The 24,914-nt window shown below is 51.7% G+C and carries 16 protein-coding genes; 8 read left to right on the forward strand and 8 right to left on the reverse strand.

The annotated features are described in order from the left end of the window. Window positions 1-12: 12 nt before the first annotated feature. The gene (locus ACX93W_RS17695; protein ID WP_459393696.1) at window positions 13-2,979 is read left to right on the forward strand and encodes a glycoside hydrolase family 2 TIM barrel-domain containing protein; all 2,967 of its coding nucleotides are present in this window, start codon (window positions 13-15) and stop codon (window positions 2,977-2,979) included. Here ACX93W_RS17695 and ACX93W_RS17700 read toward each other — a convergent pair. The 5 genes from ACX93W_RS17700 to ACX93W_RS17720 all read right to left on the reverse strand — a co-directional run bounded on the left by ACX93W_RS17700 (window position 2,974) and on the right by ACX93W_RS17720 (window position 8,389). Next, window positions 2,974-4,860, reverse strand: coding sequence for an FtsX-like permease family protein (locus ACX93W_RS17700; RefSeq protein WP_459393697.1), 1,887 nt, complete (start codon window positions 4,858-4,860; stop codon window positions 2,974-2,976). The two genes, ACX93W_RS17695 and ACX93W_RS17700, sit on opposite strands and share 6 nt — an antisense overlap. Further along, the gene (locus tag ACX93W_RS17705) at window positions 4,832-5,599 is read right to left on the reverse strand and encodes an ABC transporter ATP-binding protein (protein WP_459393698.1); all 768 of its coding nucleotides are present in this window, start codon (window positions 5,597-5,599) and stop codon (window positions 4,832-4,834) included. The genes ACX93W_RS17700 and ACX93W_RS17705 overlap by 29 nt, the downstream gene beginning before the upstream one ends. Before the next feature lie 92 nt (window positions 5,600-5,691). Then, on the reverse strand, window positions 5,692-6,693 hold the full coding sequence (locus tag ACX93W_RS17710; protein ID WP_459393699.1) for a sensor histidine kinase: 1,002 nt from the start codon (window positions 6,691-6,693) through the stop codon (window positions 5,692-5,694). Next, window positions 6,690-7,397 carry a response regulator transcription factor gene (locus ACX93W_RS17715; protein ID WP_459393700.1) on the reverse strand — a complete coding sequence of 236 codons (708 nt, stop codon included), beginning with the start codon at window positions 7,395-7,397 and terminating at the stop codon, window positions 6,690-6,692. Before ACX93W_RS17715 ends, ACX93W_RS17710 begins: the two co-directional genes overlap by 4 nt. Continuing rightward, window positions 7,394-8,389, reverse strand: a complete 996-nt coding sequence (locus ACX93W_RS17720; RefSeq protein WP_459393701.1) for an ROK family protein — start codon at window positions 8,387-8,389, stop codon at window positions 7,394-7,396. Before ACX93W_RS17720 ends, ACX93W_RS17715 begins: the two co-directional genes overlap by 4 nt. 460 nt (window positions 8,390-8,849) lie before the next feature. Between ACX93W_RS17720 and ACX93W_RS17725 the strand changes: the two genes are divergently transcribed. The 6 genes from ACX93W_RS17725 to ACX93W_RS17750 all read left to right on the forward strand — a co-directional run bounded on the left by ACX93W_RS17725 (window position 8,850) and on the right by ACX93W_RS17750 (window position 16,306). Then, window positions 8,850-9,860, forward strand: coding sequence for a methionine ABC transporter ATP-binding protein (locus ACX93W_RS17725; RefSeq protein WP_459393723.1), 1,011 nt, complete (start codon window positions 8,850-8,852; stop codon window positions 9,858-9,860). An 89-nt stretch (window positions 9,861-9,949) separates the two neighbouring features. Then, the gene (locus tag ACX93W_RS17730) at window positions 9,950-10,582 is read left to right on the forward strand and encodes a methionine ABC transporter permease (protein WP_459393724.1); all 633 of its coding nucleotides are present in this window, start codon (window positions 9,950-9,952) and stop codon (window positions 10,580-10,582) included. A gap of 32 nt (window positions 10,583-10,614) precedes the next feature. Further along, window positions 10,615-11,505 carry a MetQ/NlpA family ABC transporter substrate-binding protein gene (locus tag ACX93W_RS17735; RefSeq protein WP_459393702.1) on the forward strand — a complete coding sequence of 297 codons (891 nt, stop codon included), beginning with the start codon at window positions 10,615-10,617 and terminating at the stop codon, window positions 11,503-11,505. Window positions 11,506-11,653: 148 nt separating this feature from the next. Beyond that, window positions 11,654-12,823 (forward strand): MalY/PatB family protein, encoded by a 1,170-nt coding sequence (locus ACX93W_RS17740; protein WP_459393703.1) that lies wholly within the window; start codon window positions 11,654-11,656, stop codon window positions 12,821-12,823. 193 nt (window positions 12,824-13,016) lie between these two features. Next, window positions 13,017-14,516, forward strand: coding sequence for a glycerol kinase GlpK (gene glpK / locus ACX93W_RS17745; RefSeq protein WP_459393704.1), 1,500 nt, complete (start codon window positions 13,017-13,019; stop codon window positions 14,514-14,516). Between the two features lie 77 nt (window positions 14,517-14,593). Then, window positions 14,594-16,306: a glycerol-3-phosphate dehydrogenase/oxidase gene (locus tag ACX93W_RS17750; protein WP_459393705.1), complete on the forward strand. Its 1,713-nt coding sequence runs from the start codon at window positions 14,594-14,596 to the stop codon at window positions 16,304-16,306. Window positions 16,307-16,537: 231 nt separating this feature from the next. Here the strand turns inward: ACX93W_RS17750 and ACX93W_RS17755 are convergent, their stop codons facing one another. The 3 genes from ACX93W_RS17755 to uraA form a co-directional block, all read right to left on the reverse strand. Beyond that, the gene (locus ACX93W_RS17755) at window positions 16,538-17,476 is read right to left on the reverse strand and encodes a hypothetical protein (protein ID WP_459393706.1); all 939 of its coding nucleotides are present in this window, start codon (window positions 17,474-17,476) and stop codon (window positions 16,538-16,540) included. Between the two features lie 348 nt (window positions 17,477-17,824). Continuing rightward, window positions 17,825-22,186 carry a DUF2252 family protein gene (locus ACX93W_RS17760; protein ID WP_459393707.1) on the reverse strand — a complete coding sequence of 1,454 codons (4,362 nt, stop codon included), beginning with the start codon at window positions 22,184-22,186 and terminating at the stop codon, window positions 17,825-17,827. A gap of 270 nt (window positions 22,187-22,456) precedes the next feature. Continuing rightward, on the reverse strand, window positions 22,457-23,755 hold the full coding sequence (gene uraA / locus ACX93W_RS17765; protein WP_459393708.1) for a uracil permease: 1,299 nt from the start codon (window positions 23,753-23,755) through the stop codon (window positions 22,457-22,459). A 283-nt stretch (window positions 23,756-24,038) separates the two neighbouring features. Between uraA and ACX93W_RS17770 the strand changes: the two genes are divergently transcribed. Beyond that, entirely contained in the window at window positions 24,039-24,797 is a 759-nt protein-coding gene (locus tag ACX93W_RS17770; RefSeq protein ID WP_459393709.1) for a GTP pyrophosphokinase, read from the forward strand. Window positions 24,798-24,914 lie beyond the last annotated feature (117 nt).

A 24,914-nucleotide genomic window follows, 5' to 3' on the forward strand; every position in this document is an offset into this window, starting at 1 on the left:
AGGAGTGATCACTTGTTAACCAAAATCAGTCTTGAAGGAAATTGGAAATTGAAGCTGGATGGAGACAAGAAAGTAGCAATGGACGAAAGCGGGCCTTCGCTGCCCTATGATGACGTCATGAAGCTGCCGGGAACGACCTCCCATGCCTGCAAAGGGCCCCTGAATCGGGAGAAGCTGGCGGGTTCGTTAACGGATCTGTATCGTTTTGAAGGCAGAGCATGGTTTGAACGTGAATTTGAACTTCCACAGGAGAAGGCGGGCAAAACCTGCTTGCTCCACTTGGAAAGAACCCGTCGGACGACAGTATGGGTGAATGGAAAAAAAGCCGGATCGCGCGACAGCCTCAATACGCCACATGTTTACGAATTGACGGAATTGCTGCGGGCGGGGCGCCAAACCATCACTATTTGTGTTGATAATACCGATTACCCCACCAAAGGCGGGCATATGACGTCTCCGGATACCCAAACCAATTGGAACGGCATCACGGGTGCGATTGAACTGCAATTTTACGGGGAATCGTACCTCAAGGATGTTGCTCTTTACCCTAATGTTGCTGACCGCTCGGTTCGCATCGACGGTATTCTTGTAAGCGTTAGCAATGTTGTTTTGGAGGCTGAGGCTTCAAGCTTGAACGGGGAAAGAAGCCATCGTGCTGCAATTTGGACGGAGACGCTGGCTCCCGGGGAGGTGTCCGTTACTTATCGCCTTGGGTCTGATGCTTTATTATGGAGCGAATATGGACCTAATCTTTATGGTCTTGAGATTAGACTAAAAGATGCCGCAGGGAATATTATGGATAAACAAGAGTTGTCATTTGGGCTACGGTCTTTCCAAACCGACGGCGACAAGTTCACCATTAATGGGCGAAAAACATTTCTGCGGGGCAAAAATGAAAGCTTGATTTTTCCGCTAACCGGTTATGCGCCGACGGATGTAAAGGAATGGATTCGTGTGATGACCATTTCCAAGTCCTACGGCATCAACCACTACCGTTTTCATACCTGCTGTCCGCCGGAGGCGGCGTTTATCGCGGCCGACATGTTGGGGATATACATGGAGCCGGAGCTCCCGTTTTGGGGGACCATTACGGAGGAGCGCGACGAAAACCACAACCAGGCGGAGCAGGATTATTTGGTTAGCGAAGGCTATCAGATTTTGAAGTGGTTTGGCAATCATCCATCCTTTGTTATGTTTTCACTGGGCAATGAGCTATGGGGCAGCCGTGAAAAAATAAATGCCTTTCTGAAGGCGTACAAGGAAACCGATAACCGCCGCTTATATACGCAAGGCTCTAATAACCATCAGTTCCAGCCGACCATTCTGGAGCATGATGACTTCTATTGCGGTGTGAGGTTTTCCAAAGACCGGCTGTTCCGGGGCGCCTATGCGATGTGCGATGCGCCGCTGGGCCATATTCAGACCGATCTGCCCGGCACGATGAAGGATTATGACGGGCAGATCGTTCCATCCGATACGAGGGACGGCAGCCGTAATGATGGCGATATTCGCAAGGGAGGCGACGGCTATAAGGACGGGCAAGACAGCGGCGAGGCCGACACCATTCAGATTCAATTCGGTACCGAAGCCAAAACGGTGGAGCTTGGCGATGCTGTTCATGAGTTGATCCCCGCTATTCCGGTTGTATCCCATGAAATCGGACAGTTTGCGACTTTTCCCAACTTCGAGGAAATCCACAAATATACGGGGCCGCTCAAGGCGGAAAACTTTGTGATGTTTCGTGAACGTCTGGAGCGGAAGGGGCTTGGACATTTGGCGCAGGCTTATTTTCAAAACTCGGGACGGCTTGCGGCAGCCTGCTACAAGGAGGAGCTGGAAGCGGCTTTCCGCTCGCGGCGGCTTGCAGGTTTTCAATTGCTGGATTTACAGGATTTCAGCGGACAAGGAACGGCTCTGGTAGGTATGCTGGATGCGTTTATGGATTCAAAAGGTATTATTACGCCCGAGGAATGGCGAACCTTCTGCAATGATGCGGTTTTGATGGCTCGTTTCGCCAAATACAACTATGTGTCCGGCGAGCTTTTTGAAGCGCATATAGAGCTGGCGTGGTACCGTGATGAAATGCCGGATAGCTTTAACTTAACATGGGAAATCACAGCGGACGGCAAAATACTGCTGGAGGGAAATGCCGAAGCAACAGGGCAAGCTGGAGAAGCTTACGTTGATATTTGTGATTTGGCATTGAAGCTGCCAGCCGTCGAAGGGATGACGAAAGCGGCCTTTGTTCTGCGGATATCGGGGACCGACGTTATCAAATCCTACGATCTTTGGATTTATCCAGAGGAAGTTTCGGGCGTAGGCAAAAGCATAAATGGCAATGTAGCTGTTGGTGAAGCTACCGGTGAAGGCGTTGCGGCTACTAAAACTGTCGATGCTGCTCTAGAAGCGCATACAGGCGCCGTCGGCTTCCAGCGGTTCACGGAGCTGAGCAATGAAGCTGTTTCCTTGCTTGAGCAAGGAGAAAACGTGCTGTTGATGCCGCGGCCGGAGTCGTTGAACAATGCCGTTCCGGGTTTTTATTGCACGGACTTCTGGTGTTATCCCATGTTCCGTTCGATCTCGGAAAGCATGAACCGCGAGGTTCCCGTCGGAACGATGGGGTTGCTGATCGACAAGGATCATCCGGTATTCCGGGACTTCCCGACCGAAAGCCACTCCGACTATCCGTGGTGGAACATTGTCTCTCATTCCCAATCCATTATTATGGACGGGCTGGATGCGGCGTGGCAACCGATTGTGCAAACGATCGATAACTTTGAACGGAACCATAAGCTTGGTTTGCTTTTGGAGTGCCGGGTAGGGAAGGGCAGGCTGCTGATTTGTCCCGTGGATGCCGATAAACTCGGGACATCGCCGGAAGGACGTCAATTTCTGCGCAGCCTGGCCAATTACGTAAAGTCGGATTCCTTTAATCCAGCCTATGAGGCGGAGATCAGTGTACTTCGCGGTATGCTATAACGCCGACATGATCTGCTTAATGTACAGATGCCTGACGACCAGGTAATAAATCACCTGTACCGCCAGAAAAATGCCAAGCACGGTGACCGACTCGTAAAAAATGGAGTATTCCATCATCTTGGATAAAGAGGTTAAGGCCACCGCTCCATGGATCAAAGCGACAAGGATTGGAGCAAAAAACAAGATGGCCAGCTGTCGGGTCAAAATAGAGCTTAGTTCCTTTTCGCCGAGACCCAGCTTGGCAATGGCCTTAAATTTGGCCTTGTCGTCATCCAGATCGCTGTACAGGCGGTAATACAGAAAGCTTCCAGCGGATACAAAAAAGACGATGCCTACAAACAAACCAATAAACAGCAGAGGGGCGTAGGTAGCATTCATAGTACGTTCCTCGTAAGCAGGCGCTGAATAACTGTGAAAGTTGCTGTATTTGGGGAACTGGCCAGCCAGGCTTTCGCCCGCCTTGATCGCCCCTTTCTGCGGGGAAGGGGTATGCCACATGTAATAATGGCTGACGGCAACGGGATTCCGGAAGCCGGCATAAAGCTCGTCGGATGCCACCAGGTATCCTCTTTCCCGAGGCAGCGCCATCGATTCCAGCGGCGAAACAATCGGGGTTGACGCCCCGTCCGGCATGAGAGGCCTCATGTTTAGCAGTTCCTGGTTTCGATGAGCCGTCATCAAACCGTAGTTAACCAGTACAACCTCATTATCGGCTAATTGCAGCGGCGGCTCGTGCATCGCTTCGGCAAAAGCATTGTACGTGTTTAGATTGATGATGGCTACAGGCGACTCCGCCCCCTCGACGGTATAATAATTTAGGGGTATGTCCATCAGATGGGAATCAATAGATTGCTTGTCCAACTCCTGCTGAATCTTGGCGACGTGCTCTTGCTCCAGCTCATTTCCGGCTTTGGAGCTATAGTCCACTACATAATGTTGGGCGCCCTTAAACCCATCGCTCAACATCGATTTTGCCGTATATAAAGCGCCAATCGCGGAGAACGATACGGTGGAAACGACGGCGACCAGAAAAAAGGTGCGCGCGTTGTCCTTCATCCGATAGCTGAGATCCGACAACAGAATCATATTCCGTCCCCGCCAGAAAAAGAGCTTTTCTTTTTTCAGGCTTTGAATGATTTTGACACTAAGCTGGGTGAACAGAAAATAAGTCGCTATAATGACCAGCGGCGCGATCAGCGGAAGCAGGGCCAACGTCTGCAATCCTTGGGGATTTAGCGCAAGCCAATAACCGACGGCCATCATAACCGCAGCCATTAGAGAAAGCCAGATGGAGCTTGCAGGTTCTTGCCTTTGGCGCTTTGTGCCCTTGATCAGATCGATCAGTTCCTTCTGTCTCAATACAACCGAAGTAAAGAATGAAATGACAATAAAGAGAATGGAATAGGACAGAAGCGTAAGCCAGATGCTTTTGAAAGGGAAATAAAAATCCAGTTTGCCATCCAACTGGAGCACATTTTCGCCCAGCAGCAAAATGCCTTTGGCAAAAGCCGTACCCAGGACAATCCCGCCGATCGTAGCGCTAAAGCCGATGATGATATTTTCCAGAAAAATCATGCGGCGCTGCTGAAGCGGCGACATGCCGTGCAGAATAAGCAGGCCGAATTCATTTGATCGGGATTTCAGGAACGCGCTCATCGAATACAGCACGAAAAAAAACGAAAAGACATAAATGATCCATTTGGCCACGGATAGCGGGCCGCCCGCCGTGTTATCGGAGGAGGTTGGGTCGATATCCGGATGATAGGCAAAGATGGAAAAGGTGAAAAAGACAATGACGGAAAACATGCTGCTCAGGAAATAAGCGGCATACAGCCTTTTGTTGCGGAAAACGTTACGGAATGCGAACTGGCGAAAGGTCACCGGAACGTCCCCCCAACAACGACAACGTGTCGATTATTTTTTGGAAAAAGTGCTGGCGGTTGTCGCCGCGATTAATTTCGGTATAAAGCTTCCCGTCCTGGATAAACACAACGCGATGACAATAGCTGGCCGCAACGGGATCGTGGGTAACAAGCATCGTCGTTGTGCGCTCGGTACGATTGATGAGCTCCATCATCTCCATGACGTCCTGCGCCGACTTGGAGTCCAGATTGCCGGTCGGCTCATCCGCAAGCAGGAGTTTTGGCTCGTGAATCATGGCTCTGGCGATCGCCGTGCGCTGGGCTTGTCCGCCGGATATTTCAAAGATTCTTTTGTTAAGAATCTCGGTTATGCCCAGTTTTTCCGCGATTGCGGCGGATTTGCTTTTCATGCTTTTGACGCTGGCGTTCTCCAAAGTAAGCGGAAGCACGATGTTTTCTTCAACCGTCAACGTGGGAAGCAAATTGAAGTCCTGAAAAATAAAGCCCAGCTCTCTTCTGCGGAATTCCGCCAGCTGCTGTCGCTTAAGCATGGTGATGTCCCGTCCGTCAAAGCGGATTGACCCGGAGGTGGGTTTATCGATTGTGGCCGCAATTTGCAGCAGTGTTGTTTTGCCGCTCCCGGACGGCCCCATGATGCCTACAAATTCACCTTTCTCTATCGTTAAACTGATATCCGACAAGGCCTGATAGGGCACTTTGCCGGAATAAATTTTGCCTACTTCATTCATGTTCAGCATTTGGTTTAACTCCTTTCGTCTGATCCTCATTTTGTAGTTTCAGTATAGGGACGAAAGAGTAATTGCCGCTATCGATTTTCCTTTCGGCTGTATTACAGATTTGTAAGACTTTGACCGGACCGGAACAGGAGCCGGAGGGTAGTGCCTTCGCCTTCCCGTGACTCCACCTGCACATCATGATGCAAATGCTTGGCGGCTTCTTTAACCAGAAAAAGCCCCATGCCCGTAGATTCCCGCATGCCGCGACCGTTCTGACCGGTGAAAAAAGGATCAAATACCCGATTCAGATCCGCAGCGGGAATGCCGATGCCTCTGTCCTGCACCGAAATAGCGGGACAGCCGTCTTGCTTCAATAGAGATATCGTCACTTTTCCGCCTTCGCTGCGCGAATATTTGACGGCATTGCCAATGATTTGGGACAGCATAAAAAATAGCCATTTTTCATCGCTTTCCGCTACCAGCCCGGAATCCTCCTCCTTAACCTCGGGAAAGACGCCCTGAAGAATAAACAGCCGCCTGTTATCATGGACAACCTCCCGAACAAGCTTGGCCAAATTCACGGTTTTGATATGAAAGTCTTGCCGAAAGCCTCGCAAACGGGCCATGTAAAGCACCGTGCTTAACCCGGAGCGCATACGTTCCAGCTCCTCGCGGATGCTTTCGACGCCTGGCGAATCGTCTTGTTGAAGCGTAAGCTCGATAACGGATAGCGGCGTTTTCATCTGATGCACCCATTGATCCATAAAAACGAGATGTTCCTCCTGCTGCCGCCTGAGCTTGTGAATTTCCTGCTGGTACAGCTGGTATTGCTGATGCAGCATGTTCTCCAGCGCTTCGGCTGCAGGCGATGAGCCCAGCTTTTCATATACATCCGTGAGGGATTGCAAGGGCTGCTGCAGCTTTTGATAGTAGTTCCTTCGGCTAACATAATGATAGAGCAGATAACCCGCTGTTATAAGCAGGCTCAGGAACAGAGCATAAAAAACAAGCGGCAGGTTGCGGTAGCCGTCCAGCCAGAACAAGCCGGCAACCATGCCGAACTGGAGCAATTGAACCGCTATCAGCAGCTTGTGCTCCCGCCAAAACAGACTCAATGGCTGTCCCCACTTTCATCAGGGAGATTCAAGCGATAGCCGGCGCTGCGCACCGTCTCGAGCGTATCTTCGATGCCGAGCTCCTGCAGCTTTTTGCGCGTGCGGGCAATGTTGACATTTAACGTATTTTCGTCGACATAAGACTGGTCATCCCAAAGCTTTTCCAGTAGAAAGCTGCGGCTGACGATGCGGGGAGACAGTTCCATGAGCGCCTCCAGCAAATCGCCTTCCTTGCGCGTAAGCGAAACCCGGCTTTCTCTCAATTGCAGCTCCAGCCGTTCGGTATAAAGCTTGAGACCTCCGAGCTCCACCACTCGTTCCTCGTTTTTTCCGGAGTATTCGCCATACGCCCGGCGCAGATGGCTATGGATTCGGGCCATAACCACGCTGTAATGAAACGGCTTCGTCAAATAATCGTCGCCGCCGTTTTCCAGCGCCATGACCTGATCCATCTCGCCGTCCCGCGCCGATATAAACAAAACGGGACAGGTGGACACGGTGCGGATTTGGCGGCACCAGTAGAAGCCGTCATAGCTGGGTAAATTAACGTCGAGCAGCACGAGGTCCGGCTCCAGGGACTGGAAGCTCTCCAATATGGCATCGAATTTTTCGGCCACCGAGACCCGATAGCCGTATTTTTGAATATGCTCCTTCAGTAACTCGGCGATTTTGATGTCGTCTTCCACAATCATAATATGCTTCATAGCGTATTTTCCTTGTGGCCCCAATTGCCGAGGCTGCGTTCATGGGCGTAAACGGCTGCTCCGAGCATGCCCGCTTTGCCGCCGAGATGGGCGGTAACGATTCGGCAGGTTTCGCGTGGCATCTCCAGCGCATGGGCGGCAACGGCTTCACGGGTTGGCTGAAGCAGCCGTTCGCCTGCCGCGGACATGCCTCCGCCAATGATGATCAGTTCCGGGTTGAATAAATTGATTACATTGCTTAGTCCGAAGCCAAGCAGCGTTCCCGTTTCCCGCAGCACTTCGGAAGCCAAGGCGTCCCCTTGATCATAGGCTTCCGAAATCAAACGAGCAGTGATGGCTTCCGTTTGACCGTTCACCCATTCCGCGACAAGGCTTGTTCTTCCCGCGGCAAGCTGCTCCTTGAATGTATTGACCATGCCTGTCGCCGATACGTAACGGCTCAGGCAGCCGGAGCTTCCGCATCTGCAGGGCCGTCCTTCGCGGTACATATTCATGTGGCCGATCTCGCCCGCGCTGGATGTTGCGCCATACAGCACGCGCCCATCCATGACGATGCCGGAGCCAAGTCCGGTACCCAGCGTCAACAACACCAGATTGCGGCAGCCGGCTCCTGCGCCGAAGCGCCATTCTCCGTATAAGTTGACCCGAACGTCATTATCGATGTAGATAGGAAAAGTAAAGGTTTGACGCATAATATCGACAACCGGAATGCTGCTCCAGCCCGGGAAATTTGGAGAGAAAACGGAATATCCCTTTACAGGGTCCAGCAAGCCGGGGATGCCCATCCCCATGCAGGCAACCTGGCTTTGGCTAAATCCCAGCTCGGCCAGCATCTCTTCAGCCAATGCTGCGATGCGATTCAGCACATGCTCCGGCCCGCGGTCCGTTTGCGTATCAATCATCCGCTCAACGAGACAATGAAAGGAGAGGTCGTAGAGTGCTGCTTTTATGTTAGTGCCGCCAAGGTCAATTCCGATGATGCAGGTCTTCATTGTTAGCTCCTCCAGTACGGTTTGTAGATTCTACCAGTTTAGAACGGAAACGGAAGAGGATCAAGTCACAAAACTCGCACGTTTTAGTAGAAAAGCGGATGTTAGAAATAAGCTTTTAAGCTGACTTCGCATCAGGGGGTCAGCTTATTTTTTTATGCATGAAGTCGCAATTCCCTAACAATCAGAGGAATAAACTCACTGTTTAAATGTGATCATAATCATTTAACTTGCGGTTAGCCACCTGCTTTTGTGATCCGTGTCATGGTAGAGGATTAGGCGATCGCGTATCATCCAAAATGAATTTAGTTGAGCATTGTATTCCATTCGCTAACAAGGTTAGGTTATAATTTTAAGGTTGTTATTGCTTTGAAGATATACTATACTAATCCAATAAGGTAAGTGTGAATTAGTGGAGTTGAAGCCGTAACAACTGCTATAGACTTGCAGAGGAGTGTTTGTCCTGATAGAGCTAATTGGCATCGATAAAGAATACAGGGCGAAGGATAGAGTCGTTACCGCGCTTCAACACATCAATTTGACAGTGAAAAAGGGGGAGGTATTTGGCGTTATCGGCCGGTCCGGGGCCGGCAAGAGCACGCTGCTCCGCTGCGTCAATTTGCTGGAGCGCCCCACAAACGGGCAAGTCATAGTTGGCGGACAGGATTTGACTTCGCTGAAGGAAGGCGAGCTGCAGAAGGCGCGCAAACGGATCGGGATGATCTTTCAGCATTTCAATCTGCTCAGCACGGCGACCGTGGAGCAGAATGTGGCGTTTCCGCTTAAGCTGATCAAGCTGCCGCAAAAGGAGATTGCCGCGAAGGTGGCTTCGCTGCTGGAGCTTGTGGGACTGAGCCAGCATCGCAAGCAATATCCCTCACAGCTGTCCGGCGGACAGAAGCAGCGAGTTGGCATTGCGCGCGCGCTAGCAAGCAATCCCGATATCTTGCTTTGCGACGAGGCAACCTCGGCGCTGGACCCTCAGACGACGGAAAGCATACTTGAACTGCTCAAGGATATTAACGCCAAGCTGGGGATTACGATTTTGCTGATTACTCATGAGATGGGCGTGATCCGTTCCGTATGCGACCGGGTAGCCGTCATGGATCAAGGCCAAATCGTTGAGCTTGGCGACGTGCTCGATGTTTTTTTGAAGCCGCAGCATGAGGTGAGCAAGCAATTTGTCAGCGAGGTGGCAGACACGATCGACGGCAGCGCGTTCTACAGCGAAGCGGGCTCAGGCGGACGGATATTGCGCATTATTTTCCGTGGAGAGCAGACGTATGAGCCGGTGTTGTATGAAACCGTCAGGGATACAGGAGCGACCTTCGCCATCCTGCAAGGAACCGTTTCCCGCATGAAAGACACGCCCTACGGCCAATTGGTCGTGGAGCTGAGGGGAAGCGATGCCGACGTGGATTCCGTTGTTGGCGGCTTGCGCTCCCGCGGACTGGAGGTGAGCGTGCTCCGATGAATGGAATCTTATTGAATGGATTGCCGGTACATGGAAAAGCGCTGCTGTTAGGTCAATTTTTTGGCTACTTTGACAAAATCAATTGGGATATGATGTTTAAGGCAACCCGGGAAACCTTGTACATGATGGGCGTTTCACTGTTGTTTACCATCATATTGGGACTGGCGCTTGGCATCGTTCTCTTTTTGACGGGACCGGGGCAGATGCTGCAAAGCCGAATTTCGTATGGCGTGTTGTCTTTGGTTGTCAATGTGCTGCGATCGGTACCTTTCGTCATTTTGATGATACTGATTATGCCCGTTACCAAAATGCTGGTTGGCACCTCCATTGGCGTAAAAGGCGCGATACCGCCGCTCGTTGTTGCGGCCGTTCCGTTTTTTGCGCGACTGGTGGAAGCCGCGCTTCGCGAGGTGGATCGCGGCGTTCAGGAGGCGGCGCAGGCAATGGGCGCTTCCAAGGGACAAATCGTATGGCATGTGCTGCTTCGCGAAGCCCGGACGGGGCTGATCGCAGCCGTGACGATAACCGCGATTACGCTTGTATCGTATACGGCTATGTCCGGCATTATCGGCGGCGGCGGCCTTGGCGATTTGGCACAGCGGCTTGGTTACCAGCGTTTCCGCACGGATGTCATGATCGTAACGGTTGCATTTCTGCTGGTGCTTGTACAGGCGCTGCAGATGGCAGGAGACGCATTAGTCCGGCATTTCAGCCGGAAGTAAAATAGACAATTAGATATGGAGGAGAGAGTTATATGAAAAGATCAAAATGGGTTTTGGCTTTGGTATTAATGTTGACAGTGGTATTGGCAGCTTGCGGTGGAGGCTCAAAAGAAGGCGGCGCAAGCCAGGAGCCATCCAGTTCCCCGGCTGCGGCTACGGAAACTCCTTCCGAAGCTCCTGCTACGGAAACACCGGTCCAAGAGGTTACAATCAAAGTAGGGGCATCGCCAGTGCCGCATGCCGAAATCCTGAACTTGCTTGTTCCGATCCTGAAGGAGCAAGGCGTTAATCTTGAAGTTGTTGAATTCAGCGACTACGTTCAGCCCAATATTCAATTGTACGAGAAACAACTGGATGCAAACTTCTTCCAGCACGTTCCTTACCTGGATCAGTTCAATGCCGATCAAGGTTATGATCTCGTGAAGGTTGCGGGCGTGCATGTCGAGCCGTTCGGCGTTTACTCCGACAAAATCACAAACATCGACGATTTGAAAGACGGCGCCAAAATCGCGATCCCGAACGATCCATCCAATGGCGGTCGTTCCCTGATTCTGCTGGCCCAACACGGTCTGATCGAGTTGGACGAAAACGCGGGCGTTGACGTAACCGTAGCCGATATTAAAGCCAACCCTAGAAACTTTGACATCGTAGAACTGGAAGCAGCAACGTTGCCGCGCGTTTTGGATCAAGTAGACATTGCGGCCATCAATACGAACTTTGCGCTTGAAGCCGATTTGAATCCGGTTGAAGATGCGCTCTTCATTGAAGATAAGGATTCCCCTTACGTAAACATTCTGGTTACGCGTCCCGACAACAAGGACGACGAAGCAATCCAGAAGCTGGTTAAAGCTCTGCATTCGCCGGAAGTAGAAACATTTATTAATGAAACCTACAAAGGTGCTGTCGTACCTGCATTTCAATAATAAATAGATTACCGCCCCGTCTTGCCGAATGCGGCAAGCGGGGCGGTTTTTTTGCCTGGCTATTGTTGATTGAAGGTTGAAGGTTGAAGAACCGATAAGATAAAGAAAAGCTTGTTTACCATTTATTTCAGCAGAAGAGGTGCACACAATGTCCTTTGATTTTGATACTCTGATTGACCGCCGTAATACAAGATCCTACAAATGGGATCAATGTGAAGTTTTGTTCGGCAGCAAAGATATTTTGCCGTTGTGGGTAGCGGATATGGATTTCCCCAGCCCTCCGGCGGTTCAAGAGGTTCTGAAGAAGCGGGCTTCGCTTGGCGCCTATGGCTACGCGATCCGTGAAGATAGCTACTTCCAGAGCATTCAGGATTGGTTCCAGCGCCGTCATGACTGGAAGCTGGAGAAGGAGTGGATTGTGGACTCGCCAAGCGTCGTAACAACGCTTAGCCTTGCGGTAGAATTGTTCAGCGAGCCCGGCGCGCCGGTTGTCCTTCAATCTCCGGTGTATTATCCATTTTACGATGTCATAAGCAGCAATGACCGAGTTGTAGCCGCCAATCCGCTTGTCATTCGGAACGGCCGTTTCGAAATGGACCTTGAACATCTGGAGTCGCTTTTCCAAGGCGGCGCCAAGCTGCTTCTGCTGTGCAGCCCCCACAATCCAGGCGGACGGGTATGGGATCGCGAGGAGCTGCTTGCGCTGGGAGAGCTTTGCCTGCGTTATGGCGTAATCGTCGTATCGGACGAAATTCATTGCGACCTGATTTTTGACGGACATCGCCATATTCCGTTTGCAACCTTGTCCCCGGAAATTGCGGACATTACGATTACCGCGCTGGCCGCAACCAAAACCTTTAATTTGCCGGGGCTGCTAACCTCCTTTATGGCGGTTTCCAACAAGGCTTTGCGAAGCCGTTTGGAAAAAAGGCTGAAGACGTTAAGCTTGCACATGGCTCAGCACTTTGCCCAGGATGCCGTGGAAGCGGCATATCGTGAGGGAGAAGAGTGGCTTGAGGCCATGCTGGGATACGTTAAGGGAAATCTGGATTATGCGCTGGCTTATCTGGAGGAGCATGCCCCTCTTATTAAGCCGCTGAAGCCGGACGGAACGTACCTTTTGTGGCTGGATTGCCGAGGCTTGGGACTGGACAAAAACGGCTTGAAGGACTTGATGTATAAAAAGGCGAAAGTGGCCTTTAATGAAGGCTCTGTTTTTGGCATCGAAGGCGAAGGCTGGCTGCGCATGAATTTGGCTTGTCCACGATATATCGTGGAGCAGGCTTTAGCGCAATTTTGCGAAGCCGCAAAGGGTTAAATTCTGCGAAGCCCCAGCACTGATTACTGCAAAGCCGCCAAGAAATACAAAGCGGGGACGTCCAGTACGTCCCCGAAATGTAAAGACCTCCTCTATTAAGCTCCTCACCCGCCCATCCGGCATCATTTTTCTTCACCAATCGTTTCAAAGCATGCATAATGTGATTAAGTTCATAAGAGATAAGGAGGGGCTTATGGAACACAAGCAATCCTATATAATGGCGATTGACCAGGGTACAACGAGTACCCGAGCTATTATTTTCGACCGTAAAGGGGAAATCGCAAGCTCGGCTCAAGAAGAGATTAAGGCTCATTATCCCAAGCCGGGTTGGGTCGAGCATGACGCCAATGAAATTTGGCTTTCCGTGTTAGGGGTTATGGCTTCGGCGTTGTTAAAGGGAGATATAGCGGCGGATCAGATACAAGGCATCGGCATTACCAATCAGCGGGAAACGACGGTTGTTTGGGATCGCCATACAGGCAAGCCTGTACACCGGGCAATTGTCTGGCAATCGCGACAGACCGCCGATATTTGCCATGAGCTGATTCAAGGAGGACATGAAGCAACATTTCGGGCCAAAACCGGCTTGCTGGTCGACCCCTATTTTTCCGGAACTAAAGTAAAGTGGATTCTGGATCATGTCGAGGGGGCAAGGGAGCGTGCAGAACGAGGCGATCTATTATTCGGCACGGTAGACAGCTGGCTGATCTGGAAGCTGACCGATGGCAAAACGCATATTACAGACTATACGAACGCATCGCGTACGTTGATGTTTAATATTTATGAGCTCAAGTGGGACGAGGAGCTGCTGAAATTATTGGGAATTCCTGCGTCCATGCTGCCGGAGGTTCGTTCCTCATCCGAAATCTACGGCAAAACGGCGGAGCACCTCTATTTTGGCAAAGGGATTCCTATTGCGGGGGTTGCCGGGGATCAGCAGGCAGCCCTGTTTGGTCAAGCGTGTTATACCAAAGGAATGGCAAAAAGCACGTATGGCACGGGATGCTTCATGCTCATGAACACCGGAACCGAACCTATTGTGTCCAAACATGGCTTGCTGACGACCATTGCCTGGGGTGTTGACGGAAGAGTGGAATACGCGCTTGAAGGCAGCGTATTTGTTGCGGGTTCGGCCATTCAATGGCTGAGAGACGGCATGCGTATGATCAAAACGGCAGCGGACAGCGAGCTGTATGCGTCAAGAGTGTCCTCGACGGAAGGCGTCTACGTCGTGCCCGCGTTTGTTGGTTTGGGTACCCCTTATTGGGACAGCGACACGCGCGGAGCTGTATTTGGCCTGACCGGGGGAGTGAAGAAGGAGCATTTTATCCGTGCGGCTTTGGAAGCGCTGGCTTATCAGACCAAGGATGTGTTAAAGGTTATGGAGGAGGATTCCGGCATCGCGCTTAAGGCGCTGCGGGTTGACGGCGGCGTTGTGCGCAACAATTTGCTGATGCAATTCCAGAGCGATATGCTTCAGGTTCCGGTGGAGCGGCCCGTCATCAATGAAACGACTGCGCTAGGTGCAGCTTATCTTGCGGGACTGGCAACGGCTTTCTGGAAGGACCGGGACGAAATTCAGCAGGTTTGGCGACTGGAGCGGAGCTTCGAGCCGGCTATGGATGAAGACCGGAGGAATGAGCTGTACAGCGGCTGGAAAAAGGCCGTTCAGGCAGCCAGAGCTTTTAAATAAATTGCGGCAGTGGATGATCGATTTGCGACAGGTGATGAATGGCGAAGCAAGAGGGGAACGCATTGGAGGAGATGAGTATGGAAAACCAGTTTTCATCCAAACGAAGAACCTTGCATCTGATGGAGCTGGAGCGCAGGCAGTGGGACTTGCTTGTGATCGGCGGAGGCATTACGGGAGCGGGCATTGCGCTGGATGCGGCGGCTCGCGGCATGAAAACCGCGTTGATCGACATGCAGGATTTTGCGGCGGGCACGTCCAGCCGTTCGACCAAGCTGGTTCATGGCGGACTCAGATATTTAAAGCAATTACAGATTGGCATGGTGGCCGAGGTCGGAAAGGAACGAGCGGTCGTGTACGAGAATGGGCCGCATGTGACAATACCGGAGCTGATGCTGCTGCCCATTTATGAGGGTGGCACCTTTGGCCGCTGGTCAACCTCGTTGGGGCTGAGGCTGTATGATTTTTTGGCGGGCGTAAAAAGGGGAGAGCGAAGAAGCATGCTTACCCGGGAGGTTACGCTGGAGAAAGCTCCGATTCTGAAAAGGGACGGACTGAAGGGCGGCGGCCTTTATGTTGAGTACCGCACGGACGATTCCCGATTGTGCATTGAGGTGGTCAAAAAAGCCGTGCAGTTGGGCGCAAAAGCGATCAACTACGTGGAGGCTAAGGAGCTTTTGTACGAAAACGGTCGTTTGATCGGCGTAAACGCATTTGATTGCGCGGGCGGTCGTTCCTGTATGATCAAAGCCAAAAAAATCATCAACGCCGCCGGTCCCTGGGTGGATGACTTGCGGGAAATGGATGCCTCCAGAACCGGTAAAAGCCTGCGCTTGACCAAAGGCATTCATCTGGTTTTTGACGAAAGCCGCTTTCCGCTGAATCAAGCTCTCTATTTCGATACGCCGGACGGCCGTATGATGTTTGCGATTCCGCGCGACGGCAAAACCTATATCGGCACAACCGACACCGACTATGCCGGCGATCCCGCTAATCCCGATATTACGCGTGCAGATGCCGATTATGTCATTTCAGCCGCAAACGGGATGTTTCCCGGCTTGAAGTTGAGCCATGCTGATGTGGAGTCCGCCTGGGCGGGTCTGCGTCCTCTCATCTATGAGGAGGGCAAGTCGCCTTCGGAAATCTCCCGCAAGGATGAGATTTTTCGCTCGCCGTCAGGCATGCTGACTATCGCCGGGGGCAAATTGACCGGCTACCGCAAGATGGCGGAAACGGTGACGGATATCGTTGCCCGCGAGCTGGCGCAGGAAGGCGCATCGCTGTTTGGTCCCTGCACGACTCGCAGCGTACCGGTATCAGGCGGCGATGTAGGGGGATCAATCGGCTTTCCGGCTTTTATGGACAAAATGGTGCTTGCAGGCATCCATTCGGGACTGGAACGGGGCGACGCCGAGGCACTGGTTCGGCGGTACGGCTCCAATACGGAGCAGGTGCTGGCATTGCTCCCGGAAAGTGACGAATTGGCGGGGGCTCAATCCGGACCACTCTACAGGGCAGGCGAGGTGCGCAATGAAGCGGGCTTGCCTCGGTATCTTCATGCCGCCTTAATGTATGGGATTCATAATGAAGCTGCGCTGAAACCTGCAGATTTTTTGATCAGGCGAAGCGGCATGCTGTTATTCGATATTCATTCCGCGCGAACTTGGGGAGATGCGGTGCTCGAAGTTATGAGCAGCGAGCTTTCTTATACGCCGGATCAAATCTCGCTCTATCGGAGAGAGCTGGAAGAGGAGTTCGCCAAGGTTGAAGCCATTCGTCACTATGGGAGGTAAAGCTTGCGCCAGTATCCCCTGTGTCAAGACCTTGCAAAACATCAGGCCCTGTCTCAGAACGATGCAAAGCAACATGTCCACGCCCTGACTCGGAACGAAGCCAAGCATCATGTGCATGCCCCGACTCGGAACGAAGCCAAGCATCATGCTCCACGCCCTGACTCAGGGCTATGCCATGCATTATGAGGCATGCTCTGACTCAGGGCTTTGCCATGCCCAACCCCTATATCATCAGGCGTTTTCCACTAATGAGGACTGCCGGCGCTGATAACCTGCAAGATCGCTTTCCTTGCGACGCAGCTCGGTGGATAGATCCGCCACGATCCGGCTGATGCGGCCATGCTTTTCTTCCACCTGAGAAACGGCTTCCTTGATTCTACCCTGAACAATCCAGTCAATGAATATTCCGTCAAAAAAGTAATCCCCGAACGTCAACATGCCGCCGATATCAATGGTCACATGAACATCGCGCTCCACATCCTTCAGCTCCCGTTCGAACATTTGAAGCTTATGGCTGGCGCTATGTATGGCGTCCCGCGCCTCATCAATGCGGTCATGCTTCATTTTGGTTGCGATCAGGCCGCCACCCAGCATATCATAGGTGCCCCAGTTTTTGGCGGAGTCCAGCTTGTCGATGGCGGTCAGCAGGCAGCTTAGCACCGATTGTCCGGCATGAACCGCTTCGCGCAGCTCTTTGCAGTCTGCCTTGGCTTCGGTTTCCTGTTCGGACAGCTCATTCAATTCCTCGGCCAGATCGGGGCGCAGTTTTTTAATCTGCTCTTCTTTTTCCCGCAATAGCGAAGTTATGTCTTCTTCGATATAACGGTTTTTGGCGAGACGATCCTTAAGCGAAGCAAACTCCCGTTCCAGATCCGCAGCATTGTCGGAGGCTTCTTCGTATCGCAGCCTTGTTTGGAGCAACTCGGTTTCCTCCTCTGAAAGCTTCTCCTGCTTCTTCCCGATTAACGTATAAAATAACGAACCCAACGAGAGACCGCTTAATCGGTCCACATCCCGCTGATCCGCTGCTAGCTGTGCCGACAAATCATCCCGTTCCCGAATGCGCTGTTTGAGCTGCTGCTCCAACAGTCCCTCCAGTCTTAAATCATTATCCCTCTGACGCTTGGTGGCTTTAAGCTCCGCCAAACGGTCATTATAGTTCTGAAACATGGAATCAACCTCCTTAGGTGAAAAAATGAAACTGATTATACGTTTATGGTACGAAATGGAGCTTGGAAATGTTTCAGTTATGAGGTTAAACCAACGAAAAGACGGGGCTGTCCGAAAAGTCTGTTATGGACAATAATTATTCAGCAAAATTGGTCCCTTCCGGAAAAGGGTGTCTTGGAAGCTCAAACATTTTTGTCCGCTTTATTTCGATCCCATTTTTAGTGGATAAAAGCGGACAAAAAAACTCGCCCTCAAGACACCCTTTCTCCTCCGGTCCTCTCTGCTGAATAATTATTACTTCCGCTTGACTTTTCGGACAGCCCCGTCGCAACTTTGCTTTTCGTACGGTTAAGGTGACGCTACAAATTCGGAGTCCAGCGCCCGAAGCAAAATAACAACAGCTTCAGCGCGGGTGGCCGGAGCACCCGGATCAAAATTGCCGGATGTCCTTCCCGTAAGCAGTCCTGCTTTAAAGCTGGCATCTACAGCGCCTTTGGCCCAAACGGGAATCGAATTGGCATCCCGCAGCGGCAGAGCGCCATCTTCGGCAGATTGGGACAAATTGAGGCTTCTGGCTATCATCACAGCCATTTCAGCCCGGTTAATGGCTTTATTAGGCTGGAACGAACCGTCGCTGTAGCCAGTAATGACGCCACGCACCGCTGCAGCCTTGACAGCAGGAATAGCCCAATTTTTAATCGTAGACTCATCCGTAAACGCACCGGTTTGCTCATCATTGTCCCAGCCCAGCAGTCTGGCCAGCAAAACGGCAAATTCCGCACGGCTGATTTGTTGATCCGGTTTAAAGCTTCCGTCGCCGTACCCATTAATGAATCCCAATTGTACAGCACGGGATATTGTATTGGCGGCCCAGTGATTTGTCGTATCCTTAAATACCGTTTCGCCAGCGCCATTCCCATCCGGCTCATTCCCATCGGAGCCTGGGCCTTGGGGGTTTTCGCCGGCAGTATCATCGGCTGGGTCCGGATTTGGTGTTGGCGTTGGAGTTGGCGACGCACCATTATCTCCCGAGCCTGAGCCGTTACCACCAGTTCCTGAGCCATTACCCGGGTTCGAACCGTTTCCGTCTGAACCTGAACCATTGCCAGGGTCCGGGCTGCTTGGCAGCTTTTTGACGGTCACCAGAAAGGTTTTGGTTTCGCTGATGCTGCCTTTTTGAATGACGGCTGTCAAGGTGACCTGAATATCGGATGAGGAAGCGGACGGTCTCGTAACAGGTCCTTTATCCCCCGATATTTTGATAGCCCCGTTGTCAGATGTCCAGCTAATGGACGTGCCTGCTGCTCCTTCAAGCGGCAATGCGAGCTCTTTGGTCACGCTGGTGCTGCTATCGCCGGAAGCATATCCAACGGCCAGTTGTTGCAGGGTTAGCTCTACCGCCTGACGGTCAGCCTCTTCGTTTTCCTCGCCCGATCCGCCGTCTGCAAAGGAAAGGCTGTATGTCATGGTCGATCCGTCCCTTGCGGTTACAACAACCTCTACAAGTTTGCTGTCGTTAAGCGTTACCTCGCGTTGTGATTCGCCGATTTCAGCGGCAAACCCGCCGATGGATACCAACGCCTGTGGGTCAGCTGCTCCCGCTGCGATTCGAACTGCGGACACATCGCCTTGCTGCTGAACCTTAAAGTTCAGAATAGGCCACTCGGCAGAGTATGACGGATAGGGGTGCATGGAAGAAAAGGCGGGTGTGAGCGCCAATTCTTCTGTTGCCACCGAACCACTGACTGCCGCCAACTCTTCCGCTGCCCCGAATTTTTCGGCTACCAGCGACTCTTCGCCTGCCGGCGATTCCTGGCTCACGGTCAGCTTGGTCAGATGGCGAATATCCACCAGCTTGCCTGTCCTTAAATCATCTCTTAACTGATCGAAGTCGGCATTGACCTGCAGATAGTAGTTTTCGCCGATTTCCGTAATGTCCCGGGCAAATGTTTCGGAGGAAAGGACATCCAGAGCCGAAACAACCTGCGCGGCATATTGGTCATTGCCCAGCTTGACAGCGGCACGGGCATGAGCCAATGCATAGGCCGTAGCTGTATATTTCAAATAATCGGCGAAGTCGTTCTTATTCTCGAACGAACCCGAACGGATAAAATCGGTGTAGTCGTATTTGCTGACGGGAATCGCCTTAACCATCATTTCAGCACCGTCCAGCTCCAGCGTGCCAAGGAACGGATCGGGATTTACCGCAAGCGTGCGATAGGCTTCAACCGCTCGTTTGGCATGATTGTCGCCGTAGGCATTTTGATAGGAGACTGAATCCGGCTCGAAAGACGAGTTTGACTGGAACATATCAGGCCAGAATTCTTCTTTGACATCGATCAAAATATCGTCTTCCCAGCTATCCGTAGGTCCTTCGATCAGCACATTATAACGTTTGGACCCGATGCTGGCGTTGCCTTGATTAATGCGATACACCACATCTTTAATGGCAAAATAATTCGCGTTGCCCGCGATTTCACTTGGGAACCAAAGAGAATTCCGCTCCACGTAAGACTTCCATGCCGCTTCAAAGGCTTCGCGTTCGGAAGCGGTCAACGTCCAATATTTGTTGCCGCTTTTTTTAGTCAGCTTGAACATACGCCCGCCTTCGCCGTTAGCCGTTGTTTCATCGGCAACGTTAACGCTTCTGGCAATGGCGCCGCTTTTCACAAGCAGGTCTTTCGTAAATCCATTCTCAACAAATGCTGCATTCAGCTCGGTGTCGAGCGGCAGGCTTTTATCGGCGATCGCGCTCATGACTTCGTAATAACGTTTCACGTAACCCGCCGCGAGCTGGCGCGTTTCCTCATTGGAGAGGGCTGCCATTTCCGTGCCGGATGAAGCTTGATCTCTTTCCAGGTACAAGCTTGGGATCATGCGAAGCAAATCCCAATAAAATGGCGCGATATAGGCGCTGTCGTAATCATTCAAATCAAAAATGGCATTGCCGTTGCGCGTAGTGTCGTCCGCCGAAAACTCGCCGTTGTTCAGGACTCCGACGTTCTGGAGGTGGGCATCGCCTTCGATCCAGGTGGCGAGGCTGTCCAGACTGCTCCAGGATTCAGGCAGCGGCATCAGGGCAGTACCCAGATCGTTGTAGAATGCCTCTGGCGTTCCCCGATACAAATTAAAGCCGTTTTTGCCTTGAGTTTCTTCGGAATATTTAAAAATCTTCATAATAGGATTCATAAAATAGCTGTTGCTTTCTTTAATCAAGCCTTCCAGCAGCGCTTTGCGCTCGCCGGAGGCGTCTGTATAGGGACGAAGCGATACGGCGATTGGCGCAGACGACGCAAAAGCGTTCTCCTGCACGGCCCCGTCATGCAGCGTTACGCTCCAGACGGTGGCTGTTCGTACAGCTTGGCCGGCATTGCCTGTAACCACGAATTGAACGGAATTGGTTGCGGAGTCGCCGCTTGCTTGAATCTCAAGACCATCCGGCATTCCGCTTACGGTATAGGCGTCATTCTCCAAAGCCCCGTCAACGGCCGTTCCATTGGAAAGCCCGATAACGAAACGGTCGTGCCCTTCAGCAAGGCTAGTCCGACTGTTATCCCATTGCAAAGCTGCGGTTGTCTCGGACAATGCGCCTACAATCGTGTCGTCTGAAACAAATCCCTTCAATTGAAGCGTATGGCTGCCGCTTTGGAGGCTTAAAGCCGGTCTTGCGGAAGCGGGCTGCTTATTGTCCCAAATGGTTTCATGCAGCGTGACGCTCAAGAGGGCATCCGTTGTTACCGCATCGGACGCTTCACCCTCCAGAGTGAGTAGAAGCCCGTCTGTATTTCCAGCGGCTGAAGCAGTCAAGCCGGCCGGCAAACCCGCAATTTCAAAATCCGCGCCGTATACCGGGTTTTCCTTGACGAAGCCGTGTGCGATTTCGATCGAAACCGCGGATTCGCTTGGCTTGGTCGCAGTGCTCATCTCAAATTGCCCATCGGCTGCAAGATAAGCTCTTGGCTCCGCAACCGTGTCCGAAGCATGGGGATTGCCGGGTTTATTTTTGGCAAAATCAATATATCCGTCTCCCGTATTCCAATCGTTCCCGTAATGAGGCAGATTGACGGCTTCCAGTCCGTTGCCGGGATTCAGGGGGTTATAGATATGGCGCTGCATCGTATTTTTTTGTCCAGCCTCCGGCACGGGCGCGGATCCATTGAATTCGTCGCTGAGAAAATCCGATACATTGCCGTAGCTGACATAATCGACGGTTTCGGCGGTTGCAGGCTTGATTCCAGCGAAAGGTTCAGTAGTGGACATTAGGGCAAGTTTTCCTGCTTTGTTGTTCAGATCCAGCGTCTCGTCGGCGGCATCCCATAGAGGAAGCGCCTCGGCGCTAGGACCGTTGTTGTCCTTCAGTTTGATGAGGTAAAAGCCGTAAGGCTTTATTTCTCCCGACAGTTCGACCGTCTGCCAGCTTGTTGCCTTGGCTTCGGCGAATTGCAGCGACCAGCCGTTAAGATCAATCGTGGAGGCTGTAGGATTAAACAGCTCGACAAAATCATTCCTGTAAATCAAATCCTTGGAGGTAGCTGACGTATGCCCGCCGTAAAACTCGCTGATGACTACGTTTGCGGCGCGGTTTGAGGAAACAGCGACGGCTTGGAATGACAGGTCCGAAGCGGCGTGAACCGGCACAGACGTCCATTGTCCCAAGTTAAGCGCCAAAGTTGCAGATAACAGTAATGCGGCTAAAGATTTAAACTTCATGAGTTCAACTCCCGTTTTGCGTACTTGCAATCGTTAGGCAGCGAGCGGCCAGCTGCGATGCTTTACCAAGGTAGCATTGTTATGTAAACGGAATGTTGATGTTATTTTGAGAATATGTAAATTCGGAAAATCGCGCGATATCGGGTGATTTTAGTCAAAAAAACCGCCCCTGACATTGCCTTGAATGGCAACCAGGGACGGCTTGTCTGCTTCATAGCCTATCTTATAAGAGTGGAAAGGTCCGGGCAGTCAAAACAGCCCATCCTGGCATCAATGCTCTGCGGAATCGTTGTCGTTGGAAATGCGAAGCACTTCAAAAACCTTGAACAGCAGACTGACAACAATCGCCACAATCGTGGCAAGCGCCATGCCGCCAAAGGAAACATCGCCGATGGTCAGCTTGACTCCGCTAAGTCCGATGACCAATACGATGGTGGTCAGGAACAGATTGGTCGGCTTGCTGTAATCGACCTTGGCTTCAACAAGCATGCGGAAGCCGGACGCAGCGATAACCCCGAACAGCAGGAGCGAGATGCCGCCCATGACGGGTTGCGGAATGTTGGTGACAAGGTAGGAGAACTTGCCGAAAAACGAAAGCAGTATCGCGATCACGGCAGCTCCGCCGATTACAAACGTGGAGTAAACGCGCGTAATGGCGAGAACGCCGATATTTTCGCCGTAGGTCGTGTTTGGCGTTGAACCAACAAAGCCGGAAAGGATAGTGGAAATCCCGTTGCCCAGCATGGAACGGTGAAGTCCGGGATCCTTGGACAGGTCCTTGCCAACGATGTTGCCGGTTACGATCAGATGGCCGATATGTTCGGCGACAACAACCAGCGCCGCAGGCGCAATTGCGATAATCGCGCTTAAGTGAAACTCCGGCGCCGTAAAGGTCGGCAGTTGGAACCAGCTTGCATCGCTGAATCCCGCGAAGTTAACCAGCTTCATGGAAGCCGCCAGTACATAGCCAAAAATGATACCGAACAGAATCGGAATAATCTTCATAAAACCGCGGAACAACACGGAGCCAAGAACCGTAACGGCCAGCGTAGCGGTCGACAAAATAATGGCTTGGCTGTTGAATACGACGGTTTTGGTGACTTCGTCTTCAGCGCCCAGCCAACCGGCCCAACCGGCGGCAACCGGCATCAGCTCAAGGCCGATAATCGCAACGATGGCGCCCATGGCTGCCGGAGGAAACACAACGTTTAGCCAGCCCGTACCGGCGACTTGAACAATCAAGGCAACCAGGCTGAAAATAACCCCGGCAATAATGAAGCCGCCAAGCGCGGCGGCGTAGCTTCCGCCTGTTGCGGCGCTGCCGATTACGGCACCTGCCGGACCAAGAAACGCAAAGCTGGACCCCAGGTAAGCGGGAATTTTGCCTTTTGTGATTAGAATGTAGATCAAGGTGCCGATCCCGTTCATGAGCAGGCAGATGGAAGGATCAACCTGCAAAATGGTGGGAACAAGCACGGTTGCTCCAAACATGGCGAACAGATGCTGCAGGCTGAGCATCAGGCTTTGAGCCATTGGCGGTCTTTCGTGAACGCCTATACTTCTTTTCATGAGTTTTGCTGCTCCTTCGATTAAAGTGTGTAACGCGAGCACATCCTTGTTGATTGTACAGAGTAAGCCCTTTCTTGACAATGCTTTTCTTCCGCAGAAGCGGGTTTGACGCTATTTTTCGAAAAATGTTCCATTTATGCACGTTTAATCTTCCCCAATGGGGATGCCGCGAGACCTGTTCCATCATTCGGAAGCGGGTTTTAGTACGGGCTCTGTTTGCATTGAAGTCTGCATTCATACTATGATGAAAGAACACGTTAGGCTTAAACGAAGGAGAATCCCAATGGAAACAAACCTGACCAAAGGTAATTATCCCATCGAACAGTTCAAAAAGCTGAAAACGGAAGTTACCCGTTTTATGATGATGTATCAGTTTGCGCTGAACGAGCTGGAGACCAAAATCGAAATTTTAAAAGAAGAGTTTCAGTTTCTGCATGACTACAATCCGATTGAACATACCAAATCCCGCGTCAAAACGCTGGAGAGCATTATTAACAAAGTAAGCCGGAAGGGCATTCCCTTCTCCATCGACGATATCAAAATGCATATTAAGGATATTGCGGGCTTGCGCATCACCTGTTCCTTCATATCCGACATCTATCACATTCGGGATATGCTGCAAAACCAATTTGGCCTTCGCATTAACGAAGTGAAGGATTATATCGAAAATCCGAAGCCCAACGGCTACCGGAGTCTGCATCTGCTTGTGGAGGTGCCGGTCTTTATGTCGGACGGCACCGAAAACGTCTGCGTGGAAATCCAGATTCGCACGATTGCGATGGACTTTTGGGCAAGCCTTGAGCATAAAATCTTCTATAAATATACGCAGGGCATACCGTCGATGCTGTTGCAGGAATTGAAGGAAGCGTCCGACTCCGCCAACCGTCTGGATCAGCAGATGGAACGCCTGCATCGCGAAATATCCGTCATCAAGGAAAACCAGGCAGAGGATGAAGACAGCGAAATTACCCGCCTGCTGCTCCAAAACCCGTCGTTCCAGCTGCCATCCAGTCTTCTGGAGCTTGGCCGAGGCAGCGACTAGCCTTCGGCGGCTGCGCGGGGACGAATCTACTGACTATTGGACAGAGAAGCCTTTTTCTAGTAGGATAGTAGAAAAGCGTCTGAAGCGGACAGCGACGAAGATATAGGGGTTGAGACG

The sequence above is a fragment of the Paenibacillus sp. CAU 1782 genome, from assembly GCF_054551715.1.

Coding starts and splice junctions, on each gene's coding strand:
- ACX93W_RS17740 (WP_459393703.1), top strand. CDS start 11,654: ATGTCCTTTGATTTTGATACTCTGATTGACCGCCGTAATACAAGATCC.
- ACX93W_RS17760 (WP_459393707.1), bottom strand. CDS start 22,186: ATGAAGTTTAAATCTTTAGCCGCATTACTGTTATCTGCAACTTTGGCG.
- ACX93W_RS17730 (WP_459393724.1), top strand. CDS start 9,950: ATGATGTTTAAGGCAACCCGGGAAACCTTGTACATGATGGGCGTTTCA.
- ACX93W_RS17755 (WP_459393706.1), bottom strand. CDS start 17,476: ATGTTTCAGAACTATAATGACCGTTTGGCGGAGCTTAAAGCCACCAAG.
- ACX93W_RS17705 (WP_459393698.1), bottom strand. CDS start 5,599: ATGCTGAACATGAATGAAGTAGGCAAAATTTATTCCGGCAAAGTGCCC.
- ACX93W_RS17770 (WP_459393709.1), top strand. CDS start 24,039: ATGGAAACAAACCTGACCAAAGGTAATTATCCCATCGAACAGTTCAAA.
- ACX93W_RS17735 (WP_459393702.1), top strand. CDS start 10,615: ATGAAAAGATCAAAATGGGTTTTGGCTTTGGTATTAATGTTGACAGTG.
- ACX93W_RS17720 (WP_459393701.1), bottom strand. CDS start 8,389: ATGAAGACCTGCATCATCGGAATTGACCTTGGCGGCACTAACATAAAA.
- ACX93W_RS17715 (WP_459393700.1), bottom strand. CDS start 7,397: ATGAAGCATATTATGATTGTGGAAGACGACATCAAAATCGCCGAGTTA.
- uraA (WP_459393708.1), bottom strand. CDS start 23,755: ATGAAAAGAAGTATAGGCGTTCACGAAAGACCGCCAATGGCTCAAAGC.
- glpK (WP_459393704.1), top strand. CDS start 13,017: ATGGAACACAAGCAATCCTATATAATGGCGATTGACCAGGGTACAACG.
- ACX93W_RS17750 (WP_459393705.1), top strand. CDS start 14,594: ATGGAAAACCAGTTTTCATCCAAACGAAGAACCTTGCATCTGATGGAG.